The sequence below is a fragment of the Pseudomonas sp. TMW22090 genome (genome assembly GCF_022496665.1).
Classification (GTDB): Bacteria; Pseudomonadota; Gammaproteobacteria; order Pseudomonadales; family Pseudomonadaceae; genus Aquipseudomonas; species Aquipseudomonas gregormendelii.
Genome location: NZ_SCFH01000009.1, coordinates 258,177 through 283,342 on the forward strand (window position 1 = coordinate 258,177; position 25,166 = coordinate 283,342).

Consider the following 25,166-nt stretch of genomic DNA (forward strand, 5'->3'; position numbering starts at 1 on the left):
GCAGTGACAGCGAAAGACTAACCCAGGAGTTCACTTCGCACCAGTTCATGCTAGTCGACACAACTCGAAGGAAATTTCCGCAGAAATGGTAGAAGAATCCCGTTGGCTGTCAGACCGATCCCACGGAGAAGCCTCATCCCTACAGATCGACCCAGTCATGTAGGTGCAAAGACTGCCCGCGATTGCGCGCCGCCGTCACAGAATGTATCGACCTAAACATTCAAACGCGAGAATTCTATAGCGCAGACAACGACGCGCCATGGTGCGCGAGGAATCAGGAAAGAAAGAAGTCAGAAAAGACGAATTGCAGGTGGGAAAGGCTGCTAACTGGTTTAAACGCGTTGTTACTACCCACAGAATCACATTATTCCTATCCCCTTAAACAACTGTGGGAGCGAGCCTGCTCGCGAATTCGATGTGTTAGTCAAAATCGCTATCGACTGATTCACCGCATTCGCAAGCAGGCTAGCTCCCACAAAGAAGGTATGTGATTGACCTGATCAGCTAACGCCCTGCGACTCCACCAACGAGGCTTTCTTGAGTCTGCTTTTCTGGTAACCGCGCAACACCAGCACAACCACCATCCCGCATAGAACCCCAATAGCATTAGCCACCATGTCACCCCAGGACGCAGTACGCAGCGGCATCAAGCTCTGCTCCAGCTCGATCAACATCGAACCCAGCAACGGCCAAAACAGCAGCCAGCCCAGCCGCGTGCCGGGGAACGCCAGATAGGCGCTCACCGTCAAGCAGGCGAAGCCGGCCCAGTGATGCAGCTTGTCCTGATTCTCGAATACCTCCGGCACCGGCTCGCCGCGCATGCCAGCGAAACACAGCACCAGCAGGATCACGAAAAACGCCAGCTTGGGCAGGACACGCAGAATCCGCTGCTTCATTCGGTGACCTTGTAGAAGTTGTTGTGGAACAGGTCGATGTTGCGACGCTCTGTCAGGGAGTACAGCGAGTAGCTGCGAGCCAGGGCAGCGCCACCGTCTCGAGTCAGTGGAGTCCACGCAAGGTTAGCTCGGCGAGTGGTAGAGCTGGCCATCAATTCGTCGAACGGTATCGAGAAATAGATACCCTTGCCGAAACTACCCTCACCGTATTCCTCTTTCGTGGCATTGGTGATCGTTACCCAACCACCGAACCGTACGCCGTTGGAGAACTCGCGGGACAAGTCCAAAGTAGCGCCGTAGTCTTTGGCCAAATAACGCCCGACGCTGAGTGCGCCCAGAATGTCCTGGAACGAACTCCGATAGTAAAGCGTAGCGTTGCCGGTGATGGTGCTGTAGTCACGCAGACCCAAGCCCTGATCGAAATCACGCTGCTTGACCCAGTTCATGTCCACACCAACCGCCCAGCGCTCGCCCATGGGACGGTACAGTGCTTCACCGCCGACGCCGGCGAACATCGATTCCAGATAGCCGCCGTACACCATGCCGTAGAGATCTTCATCCAGCTGCTTGACCTTGTTCAACTGGAAGGTCGGCATCGTCACTTCCGACGTCGTCATGTACTGACGAAGGTCGGTACGCACTCGCGGCAGGCCGCTGGGTGCGTCGTACTTGAACTTGTCGAAGTTGTTGATCAGGTTCGCGCTCAACAGGCCGCTCCACCACAGATCAGGCTGGAACCGGTACTCGGCACTCAAATCGGCACTGAATTGGTACAGCAGGAATCCGTCAGGACCGCCGACGTTCTGTTTGTACCCGAGGCCCAGGCCATAGGTGAACTTGTCCGGCGTTTTCGCGTACAGGGTTTTCTCCTGATGCGGCACCGGAACGTTCTGCTCGGTTACCCGGCGCAGGTCTTCCAGCGGACGATCTTCCTGCACCACTTCGCGGAAAGTATCCCGGGGCAGGCTAACTTCCTGGACTGGCAAGCTGTAACGGGTGTCGACCATGGTGAACCAGTCGATCTGATCGTTAACGCTGTTGTCGAGGATGCGCGAAGCACGGCCGACGGCTTTCGGGGTGTGGAAGTAGCGGCCTTGTTCGCCGTAGACGATCAACTCGGAATCACGCTGGGTGATTTTTGAAACGGTGTAGCCCGCGTTGTTCTGCAGACGCTTGGCGACGCCGGCCCATTGCACGTCTGTTGGCGCAGTGGTCGGTTTGGCGTCCGGCACGGGTTCGGGTTTTGGGTCGAAGCTCTTGGTCGGCGCCTTGCGGGTGGCGAAGTTGGTGTGCAAGGTGATGCCGAACATGGCGGTGTTGCCGCGTTCCCAGGCTGCGTGGAGGTCTACCGAATCGGTGGCTTTGAAGACGAAGCCAAGGTTGATAGGGGAGTCCTGGGTCTGGTTGTTGTTCTGTGGCTCGTGCTGGTAGTCGTTACCTTCGTATTCGAGCTTTATGGACAGTGGGTCCCACGGCGTTTGGTAAGTCACGCCACCGAAGAGAGAGGGCGATCCACGGAAGTAACTATTCGCGTTAAAGTCACCAGCGCCAGCTACATCGCTGTCGGGAGTAGGTCGGTTATCAAACTTGTCATCTACAAGGCCGAGAGGGTTGCTGAAATCGCCACGATTGCCTATGTAGCCCCAAGCCAGTCCCAGACTCAGATCGAAATTGCCTAATCGTTTGCTGCCTACAAAATACTCACTGGAGAACAGGCCCGTACCACCAACGTCTCTTGCGCCCAGTGCGACTTGGGGCATCCAATGGCTTTCTTCGAGTAGTCGGACTTTGGCGTCGATCGCCTTGTCCTTATAGCTCTGGTCGCCACTAAAAGATTCCGCACCGTAATTTCTGTTCGTCACCGCAGTATATCGGAACGAGCCTTCAAACCATTCGAAAGGCTGGAAGGAAACGGTGTATCGGCTGTATGGATCTGTACGGCTCGCAGTTAGAGATAGCTCACCAGCGGGAGCCATGCGGGCGCTAGGTGTCTGCAATAGACCTACGCCACCAAAGTCGCTCTGCGTGTAACGCGGTTCAGCCATTGCCCAAGCGCTGCAGCCGAGCACCAAGCACGGGATTAAATGATACTTCATGGCTTCACCTGCAGCAGCGGCTGGGTGGCGATGAAAGCGGCCATTTCAGTATTCAGGTCTGGTGTTGGATCACCATTGGCGGTGCTGTGCACGGGTACGTAAATTTGTGCCCCAGGCGCGGGCGGTACTGACTTGGTTTCGTTCCACAGGGCTATGCCTTCCAGGAAAACGCGGCCATCCGGCTGGATGACAAACAGCAAGTCTTTATCTGCACCAGGATCACGCAGGCACTTTTTTAGATAACTGACTGCCGGCTGCAAAGGCTGATACGGCAACTCGCATTCCCCAATTACCGCGCCCACAACCTTCACAGTGTTCGGCCGGGGAGGGTAGAGCAGCACATCACCATTGCTGAGGTACTGGTTGTCACCACGGTTCAGTTCAACCCGCACCGGATCCAGTTGAGCCACTCGGCGTCCGGTAACTGGCATGGCCTGCACCTTGTCGATGAGGCGCCCAGCCAAGGCCGCCAACTCAATGTCGTCATCCTGCAGTGCGTTACTCTTAACGGTGGCGAGATCGAAGAGCACGCCTAGCTTCAATCGCTCCTGAGCATTGCGTAATGGGCTATGTAACCACGCAGCGCCAAGCAGATAAGCCTTGGGATTGACCTGGGCCGGAAGCAAAACATCATGCAAGCGAGTCCCTTCCTGGAACGAATAGCGCCCAGGTTTGGCAGCATCGCCCTGCACGGTGACCAGCGAGTCAGCATTTACGGCAAACGTCATGAGCAGGCTGCAGCAAAGCAGCCAGGAAGAACGAGGAATCATTGCACTACCGGCTTATTCGGGCGCACTTGAACAATGCGTAGGGGCAATTCGGGAGTCAGGTGTTGCACGCTGGCCATGATGAAGCCATCGGCAGGGTCGACCCAATACTGGTTCCGCGCGGTGAAGCCCAGACCTTCCATGGTGATGTCCTCGTCCACGCGCAATAGCGCCACGTCGCGGTCGAGGATACGCACGGTTTCCAGGCCTTTTTTCTCAAAGCGGCTGGTGAGGGTTACGCCCATGCGATAACCATCTACAAAGTCCACCTGGCGCCGGGTCTGCAGGCCATCGGTAACGCGGTGCAAGCCTGCTTTGAAAGGCGATTGACCCTCAAAGCGGGTGCCATCGAGGTTGTTGTTGAAACCAACGCTGCGAATGGCCAGGCCGTCTTCGAGCATCAGGATCTGGCGAGTCGAGGCCATCCAAAAGCCAACGCCATCCTGCTGACGCACCAATGCCATTACGGCTTCACCCGTGGGTGCCGCGATGGTGATCTGGTAGTACGGTGTTGCATCCACCTGTTGGCGGGTGAGTTCCAGGGGCTCAGGCCCTTCAAAGGCGGCCTTGAGCGTATCCATGGAAGCGGTCATCAACGGGTTGCAGGCGCTCACCAGCCAGGAGGCCACCGATAGGGTGGCCAATCGCAGAAATTTCACAAGAATTCCAGTTCTTAGTTATTGCCCAAGTCATCCTGAATACCGACACCCGTACTCAACAGGTTGGCGGTCGGGAATACTTGGCTGATGAAGCGGTTCCAGCGGGTGACATCAGCAGGGCCAACGTAGACCACATCCTGAGGTTTTAACTTGAAATGCTGGGCCAATGCGAACGATGAGGGCGATTTAAGATCGATCTGGAAAACCTTGACCGGTTCGTCTGCAAGATTCTCTACGCCGCGAATCACATATACTTCTTTGCCGCTCGATGTTTCCTGACGCAACCCGCCTACGGTGCCCAGAGCGTCGGTGAGATTCATGTCGGTGCCCTTGAACACAAGGGCACGTGCGGCGGCAACTTCACCAAGCAAGTACACTTTTTTCTGATCATTATACGGCAAATGTAGCTGGTCGCCGTCTTTCAAAAAAATGTTGTGCAGGTTTGAATTCTTGCGATTGAGCGTATCAAGGTCAATGACGTACTCACGACCGTCGCGCTTTAACACCAGACCAGAAAGGTCGGCGCTTCCGACTTGCACAGACCCTTGACCAACTGCGTCAAGCAGGCTCATGGGTGTATTAGTAATTGGCAGTTGCCCGGTTTTACCAAAGGCACCCGATAGAACAACTTTCTGGCTGACAAAACGAAGAATACTGACGTCCACTTGCGGCTCGGCAACTACCTTGGACAATCGTGAGGCAATAATCGCACGTAATTCTTCAATAGTTTTACCGGAAGCTTCGATCGTTCCTACGTAAGGGTAGAAAAGCGAACCGTCCGGGCGAACCAAGCGTCCGTTCGCTTCGATTTGCTGCTGTGGACCCGAGGGCGCTGTCAGCTCAGGATGGTCCCAGACAGTTATGTAGATAAGGTCACCAGCACCGATCCGGTACTCACCAGACTGATACTTCAGCAGTTCCGGCGCGACTACGTTGGAATGATCGCCGGCCGCCTCGATGGCTACCAATTTAGGTGTGATCGGCACCAGCTCGATCCGACTGCTTTCTGGTGAGCCCTCGCGTACCAGATTGCCTGTGTCCATGTGCTGACCAGGTGAGAAAATGCAGCCTTGCAGGGTCAGGCCAAGCAGCATGGCCAAGGGAAGCGCGCGATTCATTATCGAAATTGCTCGAGGGAATAGGCAAAACAAAACCTCCCAGCATGACTGGGAGGTTAGCGTATCGAACTTTAAGCGGGGATTGGCTATTACCGCGTGGTGCCGGTAGTGCCGGTAGTGCCAGTGGTGCCAGTCGTACCTGGGGTGCCGTCGTTACCACCACCACCACCGCTGTTAGATGCAGCAACGCCGACAGCAACAAGACCGGCGCCAATTGCCAGACCTGTGCCCACCGTTACACCGCCAGCGATCGGAGTAGACAAGCTAAGCGGGGCAGTTGTATCAGGTGTTGCAGCAGCTTTTGCAGGGGCTGTTTCAGCAGCCATCAACGGCAGGCTGAAGGAAGTGATGAGGGCCAAGGCCAGTAGCTTTTTCATGTTCATGCTCCTTGAAAGGGTAGTCCCTGTGGGGGTGTTTGAGTTAAGGGTATTTCAGTAAGCATATGTATTGCAAGCTGGAGCTTCTACTATAGGTGATTAAGATTCAGTTTTTACCTAGGTATGCAGCACGAGATTTACTTACGTGGACTTGCCCCTAACGAAGCGGACAGCAATTCCAGTCAAATTGATGCTGCCGCCGAGCGTCTGAATTTCCTCGGAGGGCGATAGTACAAGGCGCCTTGCGGATGCTGCTCGTTGTAGTGCTCGAGGGCAATTGCTGGTTGCACAGCACCTTTTCTCGATCTGGCTTGGGGATGGCGCAGAGTAGTCATGATCATCTCACGAAGCTCTCGGGCATGCCGTTGCTCTGCAGGCTGCGTACCAGAGTGATCACCGGCTGCAAATCGATCTGTCGAGCAAACAGGCGTGTCTGTTCGGCCGGGGACGCGGAGCTGTTATCGAATAGCCATTGCACCGGTGTGGCAGGTAGTTGATAAACAAAGCGCTTCTCCACGCTTGTCCACAATCAAGTCGCGACTATCATCGCTGCTGTACCCGGTTGGGCTCCCGATCCAGCCAATCGCTTCGCGATCAGCAGTCCGGTGCCAAGGTCAAGCTAGTTTGGCGCCGTACTCGCGACGGAATTCAAAACCGCCGGCGCACCAACGTGTACCGCTGGTTTCCACGGCAATACGGCCTTCGTGCCGACGAAGCGCACCGGGCCGTTTGATGCGGCGTACAACAAGAAGCAGGTTGTAATCACGCATGACCCGGTAAACCCGCCTAACGTTGATCGCAGGCAGCGACCGTCTTTCACGTGCACGACGCAGCAATCCCCAGACCATATGAAAGCGTTAGTTGGGTAGTTCGCTCACGTTTTGCTGGGTTTCAATCACCAGTTCAGCAACGTCCATCGGCCTGCGGCGCCTTACTCTGGGCGATACCGATTGCTTGATTCGAACCTTAATTGCGAGCCCCCACATCGAGACATTCGCTGGCCAGCTTCACTGGTTGTCGCCTGGTAAAAACAAGGGGGGGTGCGCAACCCATTTTCGCGACCGGACGATCTCCACTCCCTCTTTGAGAATTTCGGCTCCCTTCGTGTTTTTGCCCAGCATCCGTCGCAGTTCAAGGATCTACTTGAGCGCCTCGCTCAGCTGGGAGGCCGGAACCGCGGCTTCGCCAGCACTGACCCCAACAGGCTGCCGTCTTGGTTTAGCTTGGGCCACATGAACAGCTGGTTGGCATTGCTGCCCTGCGCCGAACCACCAAAGAAACGATTTGCTCTGGCTCAAGACTCTCGCGATCCATGGCCAGTCTTTGCTCTGGGCTCCAGCGGCGCCGCCGCTCCGGGGCCAAATCTATGGTCACTTCCGAAGCGCAACTCTTGAGCTAACAATCACTCCCCAATCGGACCAATCGATAATATACACTCAGCACGCGCCGGCACCTCTGACGATTATCCGGATACCACTGCACAGTTTTTCGCAAACCAGTGTCAAAGGTGTCCTGCGGCACCCAGCCCAAGTCACGTTCGATTTTTGACGCATCTATGGAGTAGCGACGATCAAACCTTGGCCGATCTTACACGAAAGTAATCAGTGTCTTGTAGGGGCGCGCTTGCTCGCGATTCGATTCTAACGCCACCAACTCGTCTAACAAGGCGCAAATTGCTTCGACCACCTCGAAGTTGCGCTTTTCGTTATGCGCGGCGACGTTGTAGGTTTCACCTATTGCGCCGTTACTCACCAACCCGACCAATACGCGAGCAAGATCTTCCGCATACAACCATTCGCGAATCTGTGAACCGTCGCCCGACACCAGCAACGGCTTGTCTGTCAATGCGTTAAGAAATACATGTGGCACAGACTTTTCCGGAAGTGACACTACGCTTAATTGCTCGAGCAATTAGTTACCAAAACCGGTAGCGCATAAGTACGCTGCCAAGCGCGTACCAGATGATCCGAACTAGCCTTGGAGGCGGAATATGGCGAAATGGGTGCATAGGCGTCGATTGAGTGAACCAGTTCGTACGTACCTTCCAGATAGCTATACACCTCATTCGTAAAGATATGGTGAAAGCGGAACGTGCACTTCTCCGTTGCTGCCAAACTAGACCAATAACTGCGGGTCGCTTCGCGCGAATTATAGGTGCCTACAATATTGATATGAATGAAGCAAGTAGGCCCCTTGATGGAGCGATCTAAATGTGATTCGGCCGCTAGGTGCATTCCAGGTGGGCTGAAATTTGGAAAATACCATATCGAGCACAGTAATGTCGCAGATATCAACCTGATACAAGCGGTAACGCAATTAGCTGGTTACCGAAGTAAGTAATTCCAGATTTTCGGCGTAGGCCAATTTGTCGAGGTTAGCGACTTCATGAGTGGTTTCTTGATTTAAATGTCGAGTGACGGCAGAGACACTGAAGCAGACGCCGCCGGTCACAAGAATAAGGGAGCACATGAAGTGCTCTTGATTACTTAGTAGGATACCAATTGTTCAGTAATTCTTCGTACTCACGAAGTACCTGATCCCAAGTGAACCGCTCTTGGAAACGCGCACGACTGTTAGCTTTCATCTGTGCGACAGCTGCGTCGTCTGTGAGTAGTTGATCGAACAATTGATCGCAGACCGATTCATCCTTGAAATAAGCTGCATCGGGACCAGCTACCCAACGATTGAAGTGGTTGTCATGGGCTATGACCGCACAACCAGCCCCCATGGCTTCTACCAAAGATGGATTTGTGCCGCCTACCCGATGGCCATGCAGATAAAAACGGCTATAGTAGCGCAGAGCTTCAACGACCGTAGTTTCATAAATAGCGCCGGGGAAAATCACCTCCGCACTGGCCGCCTCCATGACCTTACGATGGAATGGATTACTGTTAGGCGTGAAATTTCCCAGCACGACCAGCTTATGATTGCGGGTTGTGCGACTGAAGGCTCTCACCATTTCAAGGAACGAGTTTTCCGGCTCAGGACGGGCAATGATCACGGAAAACTTTCCTTGTTCAACTCCATAAGGCGTGAGTAGACTAGAATTCGCATTGGTTATCTCGTCACCACCATATGGAATCATAGTTATTTTGTGAGAGCGTATACGAGTGGCGAGATGGTCTTTGATCTTTGGATGATCCGCTACCAAGTGGTTACCGATCCAACAGCCTGCCCGCTCGTTCATCCAGAACCACGATTTGGCGATCGGTCCCCATTTGTCCCTCCGCCACTCGATTCCATCCATATTAAAGACATTTATTTGTCCTTTGATGCGCTGCATCAAATTGAAGATGGCAGTGTTGTAACCTAGGGTAAGGAACAGCCCCTTCTGCCTTAGCGCGTGACGAGCAGCTTTCCAATCGAAAATTACCGTACCAGCTGCACCGCCACGGCTAACGGGTATATGAATGCGGCGAATTCCTTGCCACTCACTTTCGGTGATCTCACCACAGCCATCTTCCTGACAGTAAATCGTTACAGTCCAGCCTCTACCGATCAGATACAGTGACAGCTTTTCAGCAAATGTTTCGAAGCCTCCATGTCTTGCGGGAATGCCTCTGATGCCAAGCACTATGAGATTAGGCATTTTTATTCCTTAATTTTTTTCTATGTATATTTAAGTACGCGGAAAATGTAAAGATAGCGGCTATATCTGTTAAGCCAAAATTGAAGAACGAATATGAAAAGAAAGCAAAGAAATAAAGTGAGCCAAAAAATAATCCAATCTCTCCACGAATTACGATGTATAAAAAAAACGAATAGATCAATAACGTAGCTAGCAGTCCGCAATCTATGAATATTGTATAAAATAGGCTGGACCCGGAGTTGTAAAGCCAAACTTTTTCAATTGGATTATAATATGAAAGAAGCCCGTGTCCAAAAAACGGATATTGACCGTAGAGCATTTCACCGATAGGTGCCAGGCGGTGAGCCTCAGTACCTGCAAATCGTTTGTCATAGGCCTCAATCAATGTGCCATGGACTAGATCCTGTGCCCAGTAGAAATTTTCAAACGAAAATAATGCTATGGCGACTAAAATAATCGGTGCTACAGCAGTTATTATTGTTTTGTGGGATCTGATTTTTGATGAGATCTCAAAGGAGATTAAGGAGGTTAATATTATTATAAGCATCAAGTGCGAGGCTTTGGAATTTGTTAAAAGTACAACGGCCGAAGCAAGAAGGAGTACAAGATATTTGAGCTTTTTACTTTGATCTGTTGCGAACGCAAATATAATAGATATTAAACAAAAAAAACCGAGGCTGGCATCAGAGGCTAGATGGAAAGTGCCTGAAGCAATATCTAGTGGTATGATAGGTGTTTTAGAAAACTGCGATATTTGTGTCGAAAAAATATTCTGCAGTGTGCAAACCAATACCTGTGCAAAAAGAAATGTCGGGAGTATTTTAACAATTTTATACTGAGTTATATATCCTTTAGTGATAGAAAGTTCAGCGCTTTTGATTGCTATATATGTGGCCAAAAGGTAATAAATGTAAACAAGTATGCTCGTTAATGAGGTTCCATTGATTATTCCTGATATCAACATGTAAGATGAAACTGCAAAAAAATAAATAGTTAAACTCTGCGCCCGACCATTTAAGGGTTGTCGTCTTATAATGAAAATGGATAAAATAAACAATATTAAAATATTTGTCGTAGTTAGGCTTAATAATCCCAGTAGCTGCGGTATAAATCCAATAATGAAGATAAAAAGTAAGCTGGTTAGTAATGTTGGTGGGATGTTATTTTTACGATAAGCTTGCGACTTAATTCCGTATTCTAATGGTTGCATTATGGGTTTCTTTGTATGCCAGAAATAAGTTTGAGTTGGTTCTTGAACGGATGAGTTACTGTCTAATTTTTTGGAGGATGTATTCTATTATCTTGTTCACTCGAAACTCGGTGTGCATCTCTTTATCTAACGAGCCTTTGATGTGTTGAGAAATCGAAGGCGTTGAAAGAAGTACGTCCACTTCTGAAACTATCTGTAGAGTTTCTAGTTTATTGTAATTAATAATAAAGTTCGCGCTATATTCGTAATCAATGGATGTTAGCACCGGTTTACCAAACCACATGTACTCATATAATTTTAGCGGTGATCCGTCATGACTTTTATCTTTTCGATACGGAATGATACCAACTTCAAATTGTGAGGCCAGCCTTGCTGTGTCCCCTCTAGAGAAACGACCGTGTAACGTTACATTGTCAATGGATTTTAGCTGTTTTGCGACCGAGCTATCTAAAATCTCTCCGCACAAAATGAAGCGTGCACTTGAGTCAGTTTTTGCTAAATTTTTTATAAAATCCACGTCAAATTTATCTGTTATAAATCCAAAAAAACCATATTTGAATTCGGCGGGGACTTTACTGTCATAGGAATCATGTGGGAAGACTCCATTAGGCATCGTTATCGTATTAAGGTTGCTGAACTCATCGAGAGCAATTTCCGTTACGCCAGTTATCAGATCAGCATTATTGTTAGCCAAATTATATTTTTCTGATACTAATTGTTTTTGGAGTTTACTAAATCGATTATGTTTTTTGAAGTTGTCGATCATGTCATACCAGTAAAAACATGGATCTATGCTTTTTTTGTGGATTTTCGCAATCGGAGTAAAATCTAAAACTATCAAATTTTTCCACAACTTGGTAAGTTCTTTAACTTTTGGAATAGTATTATCATAACAGTTTTCCGTCCATTCCCGACCCTTTAGCGGGCCAAGTAGATCGAGTGAGTAGTCTATAAGGTGCCCAGGTGTATTGGAGAATCGGCCAAGCATGAGTTCATAGATTGAAAGAGGACGCTCAACAATGAGAATATTATCAATTGCAGGGTGAGTCTTCAGAATTTCTATTATTTGAATGTCTCGAACGGATGTTCCGTATTTTTTTTTGAAATGACTACTCCGATAGGGGAATACTATCAAGTTGACTTTGTCGATTGCTTTCATTGTCACCACCTCGGAAACACGGGGAAATAAATTTCGTGTATATAAATATTTTAGTCGCAGTCGCAGTAGTAGTCGCAGTCGTAGTCCTTGGCGTGAAAGCGATAACTACAAATTGTTATCAATCTGTTACGCCGAGGTTGCAGAATTATAAGCCTGTTGCAAAAGCTAAGATTTGTGGGTTTTTAAGAGTTGACCGATATCTAAGTTTGAAGATTCATTGAAGAGGTGAGTATTCAATTTATTAAGGGAGTTGCTACTTTCTCGATGGGGCGAATACTAGAAAGGAAGGTCGGAAAATTAAGAATTTGAGATTTTTGTTTGATCTCTGAAATTTTGAGCAGTTGAATTGCTGTTCTGTATGTGGGTTATTTTCATAAAAAAGAAAAATGTAAATGCTCGCAATGTTGTGTGTAAATAGAATTTTTAATAATTATGCTGGCTGTTATTGAGTGATTTATTGGTTGTGTTTTTGGGTTTTACAAAACCTATCATTATAAGCACCCTGCCTAGCGTGAAAAAAAACACCGCCCCAGCTAACGTTGAAATAGCAACGACCGCCACGAAAAATATACTTTGTATTCTAGTTGTCGGTTCGAAAATTATACATACCGTTATGGCACATGATAGCATCGCTGGTATAACAATCTTTATTATGTCGCTGATCCAAGTCAAGTGCAAGTTAGGCTCCAATTTGTGGTGGGTGTAGGCTACCCAGCACAAAAGGAATAGAGCATTCATGATTAGCCAGACGTAACCTGCACCGTTAGTGCCATAATGGATGGCGGCGAAAGTAATGGTGGGGATAAGCGCTATAGCCATACCGGCGTTACCGATTAGATGGTATCGCAAATTGCCTTTGGCATATTGTAAGTAGAAAGAAAAGGCTGCGACTATAAGGAAAGCGTTTCCCATCGCGTATAAGCGCACAACGGGAGCAGCTTTGACTGCAAGCTCCATATCCCCAGTCCAGGCGAATAAAAGGGGCTTTGCACAGCTAACCAGTGTAATCGCGGCGGAAACTCCGATAGTGCTTACGAGTTGGGTAGCTTTACGGTAGACCATAATCAGCTCTTCGTGCTTCCCCTCAGCATGTAGTCTAGCCATGCGTGGCATGATGGCGTTGCTGATGGGGCCGCTGACGACAACGACCCCACTGGCGACTAACACCGCTAGGCTAAAGTAACCATACTCAGCTAGCCGCAGGATGCCGGACAAAATCAGTTTGTCGGTTTGAGTAGCCAGTATCCATACTGATGAAGTGAAAGCGATGGTCAGGGCGAATTTAAGAAGGGGTTGCACTGGTTGGAAGGACCATCCAATGGCCTGTTCCAAACTATTGCTTGCAGGTAGTAGAATCCTAGTCATCAAAAATAGACCGAATATCTCGACTAGTGCGACGATCATTTGGTGAGTAAAGAAGACAATTGGGGTGAAACCAAAAAAATTCATGCTGGCAAAAACTGCAATAAAGCGTAGCGTGGCGATTAATGCATTGAAGCCGCTGAGCCAGATTAAGCGTTCTGAGCCGGTAACTACGCCGCGATACAAACCGCCCATCCAGCGTAGCGCAACGCTGACGGCCATGATCTGAACTGCCAACACTACATCACGAAGTGGAAGTTCCGTAACATTTAGCCAGTGAGTTGCAATTATCTCGGAAAGGAGCCACAAACCGCCCCCACCGACCACAGCAATACCGCAAAATATGAGACTTAAGGCGCGGAATAACTGACTATAGGCCAATGCCGACATGGATCCGCCATGATAGCGGGCGGTTTCGCGGGCGATGGTGGGGGTGAGGCCCAAATCAAGTAATGCAAACCAAGCTTGAAGCATTGTAAAGAAACCAACGAGGCCGTAGGCCTCTGCCCCCATGTGTTTTATATACAGGGGCAGAATCAGGATGCTTAGCCCTGTGACATACATTTGGCTTGTATAATTGGACAGGATATTTAGTTTAAGAGACAAAATAAAGATTACCCGTGTGTAGCGCTAATTTTTAACGTGCGGAAACTGTTAGTCAGAGATAACCGCCGCTTTAAGCTGACAAATATGTGACATCATTGATGCTTTTTTCTTGGGGCTGAGCGATCAAAGTAATATATGGTTTTGTTCGCAAATCAACTTACTCGATTGCGCAGCGAAATGTTTTTCAAAACGACAGCCGCAAGCAGCATATCAATATCCTGTTGCTACAACTGTCATGCAGGTGATCCCCATCGTTGTTAGGATGATGGAGCAGTGTCTGATCTAGATGTTATAATTGATTTTAATCCTGTCGTATTTGTCCCTGGTTGCGTCTTCTCTCGATAGATAGGCGAATATGCTATAATCCTTCAGTTTAAAAACTTATCGAAAATTTATAGAGTCACGCAGTTTTTAGCATTTAGCAAGTCTTGGTCCGAAGTTTACCATAATTTACATATATTTAGTTTGCTGAAACTTATTTCTTACAAAGAGTTAAATGCTTTGTCGTTAATGTTCGCTTTTGGATATGCTGTGAATGCGTTAATGCAAAAAACCAGTCGTTTTGACCGGTCTTGCATCGATCCCATGTGCACTATCGATAACTACATTCACAACATCAAAATATTAATTTTGTCTGTGCACCTCTTGGATCTGATGTGCGGAAGCAGACACTACGTTCAAAGTTATTTCAGTGCGGGGTTTCCGTGCATGAAGTTATTCATGAGGGGGAATGCTGCCTTTGACCATACCGATCGTGGTGGCGGTTATGCTTAATGCTAGCATATCTGCATGATCCCCGTTGGCAGGTTTTTAATATTCCTAATCTCAGAAAATAGGAATGCTTCCAATGATGTCAGTTTAGAATGGATAATGCAAAACAGTTTCGCTCATAAGGCTTTTTTGCTTCCGCAGCGGCCATTGGACAATTGAATTTTTTATTCGGTTGGCTCATGTTTGGCTGATTTTTCGATTGGCTGAAAAATGTATTAATAACATTTTAGTTGAGAGCGGCTTTATGAGCATGGCTTATTTTATATTTGCTTCAATGCATGAGCCCTGTAATTTTCAAGATTGCAGAAGGTCTAATATTTTCAATCATTCATCTGTAAAGCGGAAACGTCATAGCCAGTATGGAGTTTCCGCGCAGGCTGGAATTCTGTAGCGTTAAGCTTTTATAATGTGTTTGGCCGGCGTGCGATATTTTCCGCGACTATCGATAATTAAGCGTGAGTGCTTATTGATTAAATCGTAATCGAATTTTCCATGATCGGTAGCGAGGACGACCGCATCGTAGCTGTTCAGATTCTCAGCTGTTAAAGTCTCGCTACTTAGCTCGAAATGATGTTCGCGCATTTTTGGGAAGATTGGTACATGTGGATCGCTATAGGCTACTATCCCACCTTTGGCTGAAATTAGTTCCATGATTTCAACCGAAGGTGACTCTCGCATATCGTCAACATTTTTCTTGTATGCAATGCCCAGTACTAAAATTTTACTACCCTTCAAAGCTTTGCCGTTATCATTGAGGGCGTCTATAAGCTTGCTCATTACATACTCGGGCATCGCACAGTTGACTTCGCCGGCGAGTTCGATGAATCGGGTATGTAAGCCGTACTCTCGGGCCTTCCATGTTAGGTAGAAGGGATCAATTGGGATGCAATGGCCGCCGAGGCCTGGGCCGGGGTAGTAAGCAGTAAATCCGAAAGGCTTGGTGGCTGCGGCATCCACAACTTCGAAAATATCTATACCCATGCGGTCTGCGACTATTTTCATTTCATTCACCAGACCAATGTTGACAGCGCGGTGAATGTTTTCCAGCAGCTTGGTCATTTCCGCAGCTTTGGTCGAGCTGACCCTCACTAAGTGATCAATTGCCTGCTCATACAGTGCAATACCAACTTCTAGGCACTGCGGTGTGTGGCCGCCGATTATTTTCGGTATAGTTCGAGTCTCGAAGTTGGAATTGCCTGGGTCTTCCCGTTCAGGAGAGTAGACCAGAAAAATGTTCTCGCCGACAACCAGTCCCTCTTCCTGTAAACGTGGAAGTAGTTCCTCTTCGGTGGTGCCTGGGTAAGTAGTGCTTTCCAGAGAAATGATCTGGCCGACGCGGAGGTAGGGTTTGATGGCATTAGTAGTGTTGATCACGAAGCTCATATCCGGTTCGCGATACTTATTCAACGGCGTCGGCACGCACAGAATCAAGGCATCACACTCTGCAGCACGCGTGAAGTCGCTTGTAGCGCTGAATCCAGTTTCGCGCGCGGCGGTAATCTTGTCTGCTGGTATGTGTTCAATGTAGCTTTGTCCAGCATTGAGTTTGACTACCTTGCTTTCATCAATATCAATGCCAAGCACTCGGAAGCCAACTGCACTGTAGCGTAACATCAACGGTAGGCCGACATAACCCAGGCCGACGATGCCGATGATAGCTTCCTTGCTTTTGAATTTTGCGATGCTTGCTTGTTGGTGTTCGGACATAAGAAAAACTCAGGTTGATAATTACAAAGTTGATAATTCAGTAGCTGTATCGTCTGGATTTTTTGTGTATCGCCAGGTCCACAACTCTATATGACGGGCAAAGGTTTAGTAGATATCCTTCGATAGTAGCGTGAACGGCGTTTTTATCAGTATTTTTATATCTAGCCACAATGACCAGTTATTAATGTAAGCCAGATCGAGCTCGACACGCTTTTCCATTTTTTCGATGGTTTCTGTCTCGCCACGGCAGCCGCTTATCTGTGCCAGGCCAGTAATTCCGGGCTTGATTCTATGTCGCGCCATGTATGCGTCGATCTTACCGGTGTAGTAGTTGTTATGAGCCACGGCATGAGGTCGAGGGCCAACCAGCGACATGCGGCCCTGCAGGGCGTTGAACAGTTGTGGCAACTCATCAATGGAAGTGCGGCGAATGAACTGGCCGACTCGGGTGATGCGTGGGTCTTCACGACTGGCCTGTATAACCTGCTCATCGTCGTGCACGCGCATGGAGCGGAATTTCCAGACCTTAATTATCTTTCCATTCCAGCCATGGCGTTTTTGCTTGAACAGCACCGGGCCAGGGGATGAGCACTTCACTGCGATAGCGGTGGCCAGCAACACCGGACTGAGCAGAGTAATTGCAATTAGCGCTACGGTCCGATCCAAAACTGCCTTGGAGAGTGAGGCGGTAGGGTAGGATGTCAGCGGGCTTTCATTTAGGTGAATAGCCGGAAGCCCTTCGATTTCTGATACCGAGTGGTTGAGCAAAACCAGGCTTTGTAGGTCAGGAATCCAGATTACGTCGACGCTGGAGTCCAGTAAATCGATATAGAGCTCTTCGATTTTCTGGGCTTCCGTCAGTGGCAGTGCTATGTAAAGACGGCGAATGCGATGGGCGGCGATAAGGTCGCGAAGGTGTGCAAGGCTCCCCAGAATCGGGTATAGGCTGTCGCTTGGTATTGGCAGATCGTCCGCAGCTACAAGACCTGTCATTGGCTCTTTTTTTTGCCGAACTAACTTATCCGCAAGATCGAGAGCCAGTTCGCCCGTTCCGACGATTAGAGAGGTGCGAGCAGCCTGTAGTTTCCGTTGATAGCGTCGAGCGAGATTATGCAGCGGCAGGTAAAGGCATGCTTGTAATGCGAAACCAGCGAAGACCCACGTCAGTATCACTTCACGAGAGAACAGTTCACTGGTCTTGGTGATGAAGGCCACTATCGTCAGACCGCAGAGCAAGGCCAACCAGCCAGCAAGTAGCCGGCCGATCCCGACTAGGTAGCCATGCTGTTTGTGGTAGACCTGCATTATGGAATAAGCCGGTACGGAACCGAGCAGCATGAAAGCAGCAAGCATGCGGTATTGTGTATCGATTTCCCCGGTTTTCATCATCGCCAGCGCACAGAGCAGGAGGATGAGTAAGGAAATTGCAGCCAGCCATTGGGCCCAAAAGGTCAGGCCCCGGCCTGCCGGAAATGTGGTATTTCGCTTGCGGATCAAGATTATGTCCCTTGAGTCGAAATGGGTGTAGTCGTCCAGTTTATACACTCGGTAAAGAGGCTTGACCTACGCGCAGCTGGCGTTGCTATTTGGACAATTAGGCCAAGCCGGTCAGGGCGTAGTATTCCGCTTCCCCGTGCTAGGGGAGGCGCTTGCCTTGGGCGATATGAAGGTTTTTGAACACGCTACCGCCCCAGGATTAACCGTTGGTTTCCTGAGAACGTGCGCCTTGGGTACGACGAATCAGCCGTAGGAGCGAGCGCTGGCATCTTTTTGGGAGGAGGGGTCTACTAGGCAGGCCGAGTCTGCGCTCGGTTGTTTGCGTGCAGTGAAAGGAGTGAGTCTAATCCTTGACTGTTGCACAACAAGTTGCGCAAACGGCATCCTGCCGAATGAGAACCTACCTCACCGACGGCGCATTCTACTAAATTGTTAGAAAAAGTGAAGACATAAACAGATTCGGGTGAACGATCGGACAGGCGGAACTGTAGGAAATCACTGAAAGGTTGGCTCCACACCGAAAAAAAGTCTCTTGCGGTGTTGCTAATTCGTGGTTGAAGACCGCTGGACGGCCGTTACGGTTGACGAGTTTTCAGAAAACGATCTGATTTGAATAAGCTCTATAATCGGCATGCGCCACATTTAAATATGCCGACGAGGAATCCGTGTGACCAGAGATTGTTAGGAAGCACTGCCACTGACGATGCGTTTGTTAATGTTAGTTAACTTCATGTTTTTTTTGCGAAGACTCATGAGTAGTAAATTTTTTGAGATGTTTTTTGATCAGTTGGTTCAATTTTAGTGTTGCGGGATTTTCTATTAGTACGTAGAAAATGCTGCCGGCTACAATAGCTATTAAAATACTCAGAAGTACAGAAACTGAGGGGCTAATTAGGCCGACTCTCTTTAAAATTTCGGGCGCGGCAGGTGACAAAAGAGGATGGAAAAGATAAATGGAATAGGATGCGGCGCCTAGCCAAACAAATACTTTAGGCATTGAAATTCTAGATGTTTTTTCAAGAGACGCACATCCGTATACCGTGAGCAACGATGCAATGCCGTAGGGGATTGTGCCTCCCCACTCGGTGGTGCGGGGTAGGAAGAGGTAAGCCAGCGAAAAGGTAATTGATATGATCGCGATGTATTTAGGCATGTAAATGTGCTGCTGGATAAGGCGAGCAGCAAGCATGCCCCACAGGAAGTTTAAGACGTACGGGTCTGCATAAAAGTAAAAAGCCGGCGGCCAGTCTTCAGTTTTAAAAAATGATGCTAGTGACAGTAGGAAAAAAAATCCGGCACAAAACCGTATTGCGTTAATTTTGAAGAATAAGCAGGCAGTAAATGTTGTATAAAAAAACATTTCGAACAAAAGTGTCCAGCCTACACCTAGCAGAGGTTTGATTTGGTTGTCGATGTTGATCGCAGGAATAAAAAAGTACGACTTTATAATATATAACCAGTCAATGTCTGCGTGAAGAACAAAGTGAGTTGCCGTTATAAGTACAGCGACTTTTATCGTTGTAGCAATCCAGTAAAGTGGCACGATGCGCGCCAATCTACGGGTGGCGAAATGCTTCCAGCCATCAGCAGTGCCTTGTAGCTTTTCAGAGGCGAGAATCATCACGAAACCGCTGATTACAAAAAATAGAGAAACCCCATTGCTCCCTGGCCCATACCTAAATGATGCTGGGTCCAGTCTCTCTTGCGCATAAAACGCTGAGTGGCAAATGACGACGGCCAATGCTGCGATGAACCGTAGCACTTGGATCGAATCGTACTTGTCCGACCCGCCGGTTGTATTATATGTCTCATGGAGTAATTTTGATATTTTCATTGTTTGCCGGGTGAGGTTAAGTTATCTATGGCGATTTGTTAAATTTTGATAATTTTTTCTTCTGAGTCAGATTTTATCTTGGGGAATATATTAATCGGATGACGCAGGTTGTTCTGGTGTTTTTTTTATGAATACGATGAAAAGAATATCAGAGATCTGGTTTGGCGTTGTCGTTTGCATTTTGCGATAGTTTTATTTACGGCGTACTGTCGAAATAGCTTTCGCTTGGTGTCGCAATATAGTTGATAAAGATACCGACGTGTATGCCTTATTACTCAGATAATTGAACTTTGTTAGAGGGGAGGGATAATCCTGTCTCGAATTAGAATCTTTTCCTCTCTCCGACAATTCGTGCTGCGCCATTGACTGTAGCTAATTGCGATCTATATTTTTGAATGGATCAGGTGTGGCGACTTCCGTAATTAAGGCTTATAATTAACTTTAATACGATAAGCGTCAGCGAAAATTTCTATATTGTCAAGCGTTGCATACCTGCTTTAATAAGAGACGTGTTTTTTTGTCGGAAACTTCTTTTGACCAATTGTTTTTTACAATGTGTCGATTAATCATCATGCTTGCATTGTCAAGCTGCTCATGAATAAGTGCAGGGTTTTTTTCCAGTTCTTGGATTGAAAAAATCACCGCTCCCTGATCTCGAAAAAAATTGTAAGTTGGACATTCTTCTCGCAAAAAGATTTTTGCGCCAAGATAAAGCATGATTACAATATTGCCAACGGCCTGTTGTCTAATATGGTTCATGATAACAAAGCCGCATGACTCTAAAATTTTTACGTAATCGCCGATTGGCATAAAATCGATTAGCGGCTCAAAGCGATCGCCGAACTGTTCGCGGCCCTTTTTTAGTATTAAATCTCGATATTGCTCATCGCCATAACTTAGTGGTGAAATAATTTCTCTGCTGTCGATGCCAAGGTTCGATAGAAGAAAAAAAGAGTCTAAATGATTGTTTTCTGCTGAGGCGCTATTTCCAACTAAAATAGAGCTTCCATTAGCTTGAGCATTTGTAAAGTCTTTAACTAAGTCTTCTTCAAGGTTGCCATAGTTCCATAAAGCATAGTCTGGAAATTTTTTTCCTGAAAATTGCGTGCTCACCATAATGTATTCTGCGGGCAGAACAGGCGAAAAAAAATTAATTCTTTCAACTACTTTAGATTTGTTCGTCGGAAAGACGATTTTCTTGAGGGTATTTTTTATTTTTTTGAATAATTTGGCTTTGTTGGATGTGATGTTCAATTCAAGGGAGGTTAGGGGGAGAAGTGTCTTTGTCCTAGAGTCATATATAATATCGTAATAATCATAGCCCCAGCCTATCCACACCACAGGTATAGACTTTGGAAGCTTTAGTATCGCTTTGTACCAAACTTGATCTAGAGAGTGAACTATAATGAGATCATACTTCGAAAAGTGTTTGGAGATTTTTCCAGTTAGTACAGATGTAATGCTCGGTATTGTTGCTCTAGATTTTACCAATTTTAGCGGTTTGTTACTGTAAACATATAAATCGCTTGCACCTGGAGCTGCGTGCTCGAACGCTTTTATCGCTTGATCAATAAACTTCTCATCGCGCGCCAAGTGGAGTATTTTCAGAGTTTTCATTTATTGATTCTTTTTCTTCAAAAATTGTTTTTCTAACTCTAAAAAATCTTTTTTTCTCTCCTTGATTCGTTTCGCTGGTACGCCGGAGTAAATTCCAAATGCTCTGCAGCTTTTCGAGACCATGCTCAGCGCTCCTATTGCTACACCCTCTTCAAGAGTTACCCCAGGAAGTACAACAGAGCAGGCACCAATAATCACATGTCGACCGATTGTGACATCTTCATCATGTACGCATGTGAATTTTTTCGACACCATTGGGCTGGTCATGCTGGCGCCACTGTAATCGTCATTGCTACTGTAGATTGCAACTTTGGACGAGATATTGCTGAAGTCGTTTAGCTTGATTTTTCCTGCGCCAATCAGCGAGGTGTTAACTGCAATGTGAATGTAGTTACCTATCTCGATCCCTCCAACTCCGGCGGAGAGTACGCAGAAGTCATCAATTCGCACATTGTTGCCAATGACGATATTTGCGCAATTGTAAAAGGAGGCTTTGTTCGAGAGTAGTACGTTATCTCCGATATAGGAAAATCCCATTTCGTCGATTTGTTCACGACTAAGAAATCCCATATCAGTACCTGCTTATAGCATTGATTATGCGACTAAGGTCATCGTTGTTGAGTGCTGGGTATATAGGTAAGCAGAGCACTCTTTCGGCAACCGCATTCGCCACTGGCAGGTTGTTACGCTGTGCCGATGGCAAGCCGCGGTACATGGGAAATTCGCTGATCAAAGGGTAGAAGTAACGACGCGAGAAAATATCACTCTCTTTAAGCTTATGATACAGCTCGTCGCGGCTCAGCGGATAATCTGCCTCAATCAGAATCGGGAAATAGGAGTAATTGGCAACTTTTTGGCCGGCTCCTTCAACGAGCCTTATGCCTTTGACAGTTTTCAAGTTTTCACGATAAATCTGGTCGATTTCGCGTCGACGGTTCATGACGTGGTCGATGTGTTGTAATTGCAGCAGGCCTAAGGCCGCGTTTATTTCGCTCATCTTACCGTTGATACCCGGAGCTACCACGGTGACTTCGTCGACTATTCCGAAGTTTTTCAAATTATTGATGCGCTGCTTGGTTTTGGCGTCGGGGCAAACGATAGCTCCCCCTTCGAAGGTGTTAAATACTTTAGTCGCGTGGAAGCTCAATGCACTGAGGTCGCCATGGCGGAGGATACTACCACCCGCATCTTTAACGCCAAAGGCGTGAGCGGCGTCGTAGATAACCCGCAGGCTATAGTTGTCGGCGATTTTCTGTATTGATTCAACGTCACATGGGTTGCCATAGCAGTGCACTGGCATGATTGCGGTTGTCTGGGGGGTGATGGCTGCCTCAATTTTGGCTGGATCGAGGTTAAGGGTCTGCGGATCGATATCCACAAAGACAGGCTTGATCCCGTTCCATAAGAGTGAGTGTGCGGTGGCCACGAACGAATATGGCGTGGTGATTACTTCGCCCGTCACGCGCATTGCTTGTAGAGCAGTCAGCAGGGCAATTGTGCCGTTGTTGAAGAGAGCGATGTGCTCGACACCGAGGTAATCGCATAGCGCCGCTTCTAACTGCTGGTGCATCGGGCCACCATTGGTAAGAATCTTATTTTCCCAGATCTGTTGCAAATAGGGGACGAACTCTTCCAGCGGCGGTAGGTAGGGCTGGGTGACATAAACCGGTTTATTGTTCATTCAAATTCCTTGGTCAGGGACGGCAGGTACCGGCCACAACTGTTCTTGCTCTGGGGCTCAACCATCTCGCTGCAGGTCATACGTATTCAGCCCGCTATTGTAGGAGATATGCTGCTCCGGCCTACTGACTTGATCCGTGACTGGGGCGATTGTCTTGGCCTTTATTAATTTGTTGGCACGCTACCGCCCCAGGATTGACCGTTGGTTTCCTGAAAACGTGCGCCGTGCCCGCGACGTGAGCTGTGTGCGCAAGCGCGTGCAATTTTTTTTGGGGGGGGGAGAGGCCAATCAGGCAGGACGAGTCTGGGCTCGTTTAATGGCAAGCAGAGGAGATGAGTCTGTCCTTGACTGCTGCACAACGCGAGGTCTGTGCAATGGCATCCTGCGGGAGTGAGTGGTTATCCTCAGCCGACGGCGCATTTTACTGACTTGGTGGGAAAAGTGAAGGGTAAAACATTTTTATAGGAAAGATCCTATAGACGGAACTGTGTGATTTGAAGTCATCGGTCACAGCGGTGGTGTCTGGAGTGACCCTCGAGTCCTGGGTTTTTAGGGCGGGGTTGTTATTTTGGTGTGGTGGATGCGGGGCGGGGCATTGAGCGGGTTGTGTGGCGCGTGTGGAAAATGGTACTGCGGCTTAAGTGAGTGGTGTCGCAAAGGGTACAGATCAAAAGATCGCAGCCTTCGGCAGCCACTACAGGGGGCTGTGGCGGGGAGGTAATGGATTGTTTTTGTTTTTGTTTTCAGGTTGAGGCGGTGTCAGGTTTTTTCTATTGAGGTAATCGGAACGCTTAGGGTGTGTTCGCGGTGCAGGAGCTGCAGGAGGACCACGATGCGTTCGGCGCCGTCGTGGGAGAGGAATATGGCCTCAAGTTCTTTGTAGCTACCGCTGGTGATGCGTACGTGGTCACCTGGCTCAAGTGCTGAGGAATCTTGGGGAGTTTCGGTGAGTTGATTTTGGAGTCGTTTTCGGAGCTGTTCGATAAGTGTGTCTGCTACTGCGATGGGTTGTTTGCCGAATGTGACAAGTTTATTTACTCCGCGGGTTGAGCGGATGGGGTGCCAGTTGTCGTTTAGCTGATCGAGTTGAATGAACAGGTAGCCAGGGAATAACGACTCAACTGAAGTGGTGCGGCGACCGCGTTGGATACGTTCTATGTGTTGGGTGGGGCGGTAGCACTTGAAGGCTTGGCGCGTCAGGTTCTCCTCGGCGCGCGAGTCTTGTCGTGGCTTGCACTGGATCAGGTACCAGCGGGGTGGCGGGTGCTGAGGAGGCATGCGATGGGCTCTCATGGGTAAATCAGGGCAGCGGCGCTGCCCTGATATCCGGTACTACTTTTTGTCTGAAGCGTATTCGTACTGGTAGTAGCTGTAGCTGCCGTAGCCATAGGCCGAAGCTTTTCGTTCCACGGCGTTGAAAATTGCGCCTTTCACGACGATACCGTTTTGCTCGAAGCGACGCTTGGTCACCTGAATTTCCTTGGCAGCGTTTACGCCAAAACGTGTCACGATCAAGCTTGTTCCTGCCTGCCGTCCGACAAGGGCTGCATCGGTAACTGCCAGAATCGGCGGGGTGTCTATGATAACTAGGTCGTAAAGGCGGCTTACGTTTTCCAGGAATTGGGTGAAATTGCTGTGCATCAACAATTCCGACGGGTTCGGTGGAATCTGTCCGCGGGTGATGACATGCAAGTTTTCGACTTCTGTCGAATGAGTCGCTGTGGCTAGATCAATTTTGCCGGCCAGCAGGTCGGAAAGGCCGTTGCATACATCCATGCGAAACAGTTTGTTCAGATAGCCTTTGCGCATGTCAGCATCGACCAAAAGAACCTTCTGCCCGGTCTGGGCAACGATGGCGGCCAAATTGCATGAGACGAATGATTTACCTACGGCAGGGCTCGGGCCCGAAATCATCAGGATGTTGTTCTTCGCTTCTAGAGTGGCGAAGTGGAGGCTTGTGCGCAGGCTACGTAACGATTCTACGGCAAGGTCTGCTGGGTTTTTAACCGCCAATAGCAGCGAGCCTGTGTCGGCACGACTATTGGTTCTCAGACTTGTCTCAATCAGGGATTGCCCTTTGCTGAGCGGAATCGGAGGGTGTAATTAGTTTTGTGTAAACGGTCATTTGGCAGGAGACTGCCTACCCCAAGGAAATCCAATGACCGAGCCAAAACCCAAGCGCGCCAAACGAGTCAAGCCTGATCCTGAACTGGTTAAACT

General features: G+C 48.4%; 19 protein-coding genes and 2 pseudogenes. All 21 read right to left on the bottom strand.

Annotated elements, in window-relative coordinates; all coding sequences use genetic code 11:
* Positions 1-500: 500 nt before the first annotated feature.
* A complete protein-coding gene (locus EQV97_RS23885; protein ID WP_240890188.1) occupies positions 501-896 on the bottom strand; it encodes a teicoplanin resistance protein VanZ in 396 nt (131 codons plus the stop codon).
* Complete coding sequence (locus EQV97_RS23890; protein WP_240890189.1) at positions 893-2,992, bottom strand: YjbH domain-containing protein; 2,100 nt, start codon at positions 2,990-2,992, stop codon at positions 893-895. The genes EQV97_RS23885 and EQV97_RS23890 overlap by 4 nt, the downstream gene beginning before the upstream one ends.
* The gene (locus EQV97_RS23895; RefSeq protein ID WP_240890190.1) at positions 2,989-3,720 is read right to left on the bottom strand and encodes a capsule biosynthesis GfcC family protein; all 732 of its coding nucleotides are present in this window, start codon (positions 3,718-3,720) and stop codon (positions 2,989-2,991) included. The genes EQV97_RS23890 and EQV97_RS23895 overlap by 4 nt, the downstream gene beginning before the upstream one ends.
* A 38-nt stretch (positions 3,721-3,758) precedes the next feature.
* A complete protein-coding gene (locus EQV97_RS23900; RefSeq protein ID WP_240890191.1) occupies positions 3,759-4,418 on the bottom strand; it encodes a YjbF family lipoprotein in 660 nt (219 codons plus the stop codon).
* A 14-nt stretch (positions 4,419-4,432) separates the two neighbouring features.
* On the bottom strand, positions 4,433-5,536 hold the full coding sequence (locus EQV97_RS23905; RefSeq protein ID WP_240890192.1) for a polysaccharide biosynthesis/export family protein: 1,104 nt from the start codon (positions 5,534-5,536) through the stop codon (positions 4,433-4,435).
* Between the two features lie 89 nt (positions 5,537-5,625).
* On the bottom strand, positions 5,626-5,913 hold the full coding sequence (locus EQV97_RS23910; RefSeq protein ID WP_240890193.1) for a hypothetical protein: 288 nt from the start codon (positions 5,911-5,913) through the stop codon (positions 5,626-5,628).
* Positions 5,914-6,250: 337 nt separating this feature from the next.
* Positions 6,251-6,430, bottom strand: a complete 180-nt coding sequence (locus tag EQV97_RS23915; RefSeq protein WP_240890194.1) for a hypothetical protein — start codon at positions 6,428-6,430, stop codon at positions 6,251-6,253.
* 97 nt (positions 6,431-6,527) lie between these two features.
* The gene (locus EQV97_RS23920; protein WP_240890195.1) at positions 6,528-6,683 is read right to left on the bottom strand and encodes a hypothetical protein; all 156 of its coding nucleotides are present in this window, start codon (positions 6,681-6,683) and stop codon (positions 6,528-6,530) included.
* A gap of 625 nt (positions 6,684-7,308) precedes the next feature.
* Positions 7,309-8,382, bottom strand: a pseudogene (locus EQV97_RS28925) (GDP-mannose 4,6-dehydratase).
* Positions 8,383-8,395: 13 nt separating this feature from the next.
* A complete protein-coding gene (locus EQV97_RS23930; RefSeq protein WP_240890196.1) occupies positions 8,396-9,502 on the bottom strand; it encodes a DUF1972 domain-containing protein in 1,107 nt (368 codons plus the stop codon).
* A complete protein-coding gene (locus EQV97_RS23935; RefSeq protein WP_240890197.1) occupies positions 9,495-10,712 on the bottom strand; it encodes a hypothetical protein in 1,218 nt (405 codons plus the stop codon). Before EQV97_RS23935 ends, EQV97_RS23930 begins: the two co-directional genes overlap by 8 nt.
* Positions 10,713-10,767: 55 nt before the next feature.
* Positions 10,768-11,871, bottom strand: coding sequence for a glycosyltransferase (locus EQV97_RS23940; RefSeq protein WP_240890198.1), 1,104 nt, complete (start codon positions 11,869-11,871; stop codon positions 10,768-10,770).
* A 423-nt stretch (positions 11,872-12,294) separates the two neighbouring features.
* Positions 12,295-13,839 (bottom strand): oligosaccharide flippase family protein, encoded by a 1,545-nt coding sequence (locus EQV97_RS23945; protein WP_240890199.1) that lies wholly within the window; start codon positions 13,837-13,839, stop codon positions 12,295-12,297.
* 1,164 nt (positions 13,840-15,003) lie between these two features.
* Positions 15,004-16,317, bottom strand: a complete 1,314-nt coding sequence (gene wbpA / locus EQV97_RS23950) for a UDP-N-acetyl-D-glucosamine 6-dehydrogenase (protein WP_240890200.1) — start codon at positions 16,315-16,317, stop codon at positions 15,004-15,006.
* A 105-nt stretch (positions 16,318-16,422) separates the two neighbouring features.
* Entirely contained in the window at positions 16,423-17,814 is a 1,392-nt protein-coding gene (locus tag EQV97_RS23955; RefSeq protein ID WP_240890201.1) for an undecaprenyl-phosphate glucose phosphotransferase, read from the bottom strand.
* Between the two features lie 718 nt (positions 17,815-18,532).
* Positions 18,533-19,648, bottom strand: a complete 1,116-nt coding sequence (locus tag EQV97_RS23960) for an acyltransferase (protein ID WP_240890202.1) — start codon at positions 19,646-19,648, stop codon at positions 18,533-18,535.
* Between the two features lie 477 nt (positions 19,649-20,125).
* A complete protein-coding gene (locus EQV97_RS23965) occupies positions 20,126-21,265 on the bottom strand; it encodes a TDP-N-acetylfucosamine:lipid II N-acetylfucosaminyltransferase (protein WP_240890203.1) in 1,140 nt (379 codons plus the stop codon).
* Positions 21,266-21,835, bottom strand: a complete 570-nt coding sequence (locus EQV97_RS23970) for an acyltransferase (RefSeq protein WP_240890204.1) — start codon at positions 21,833-21,835, stop codon at positions 21,266-21,268. It abuts the gene before it with no gap.
* A gap of 1 nt (position 21,836) precedes the next feature.
* Complete coding sequence (locus tag EQV97_RS23975) at positions 21,837-22,946, bottom strand: DegT/DnrJ/EryC1/StrS family aminotransferase (protein ID WP_240890205.1); 1,110 nt, start codon at positions 22,944-22,946, stop codon at positions 21,837-21,839.
* A gap of 759 nt (positions 22,947-23,705) precedes the next feature.
* Entirely contained in the window at positions 23,706-24,224 is a 519-nt protein-coding gene (rfaH, locus tag EQV97_RS23980) for a transcription/translation regulatory transformer protein RfaH (RefSeq protein ID WP_240890206.1), read from the bottom strand.
* A 54-nt stretch (positions 24,225-24,278) separates the two neighbouring features.
* A pseudogene (locus tag EQV97_RS23985) lies at positions 24,279-24,962 on the bottom strand (polysaccharide biosynthesis tyrosine autokinase); the annotation flags it as partial.
* Positions 24,963-25,166 lie beyond the last annotated feature (204 nt).